The organism is Colwellia sp. MB02u-10, from assembly GCF_014077185.1.
Lineage (GTDB): Bacteria > Pseudomonadota > Gammaproteobacteria > Enterobacterales > Alteromonadaceae > Cognaticolwellia.
This window is the reverse complement of record NZ_JACGVK010000052.1, coordinates 1-497: the sequence shown is the minus strand read 5'-3', so window position 1 is coordinate 497 and position 497 is coordinate 1. Positions and strand designations below refer to the sequence as shown.

At 39.4% G+C, this 497-nt stretch carries 1 pseudogene; it reads right to left on the bottom strand.

Annotation, left to right across the window (positions count from 1 at the left end):
- A pseudogene (locus H4J59_RS00515) lies at positions 1–344 on the bottom strand (IS630 family transposase); the annotation flags it as partial.
- Positions 345–497: the final 153 nt, after the last annotated feature.

Below are 497 nucleotides of genomic sequence, written 5' to 3'. Positions count from 1 at the left end.
TTTTGTCTTAACCATTGCCATACTTGTTCAATAGGGTTCAGCTCAGGTGAGTAAAGGGGGAATTTTATGATTGATAAATTATTAAACTTCTTGGTTAAGTGGGCTTGATGCCAAGCGGCACCATCTACCACTATAACGGCGTGTCGTCCCTTTGGAACTTTTTGGGATATCAATGCAAAGTGCTTTTCCATTACATCCATATTCATCAATGGAGCGATTAGTGCTTCGGTATCTCCTGTTGCCGGGCAAACAGCACCAAAAAGATAAGCATACTCAAACTGCTGTTGCTTAACCGCTCTCGGCCTCGTTCCTTTTTTTGCCCAGAGTCTTGTCGTTGTATTCTGCTAATACCAATTCCGATAATTTTGTGATCTAATACCAATTCCGATAATTTTGTGATCTAATATCCTTAACAAAGGATTACTACATATGACTCAAAATTTATCACAAATTATTGCCACTACGACTAATGGTAGACTACGGATCCGATTACTTGC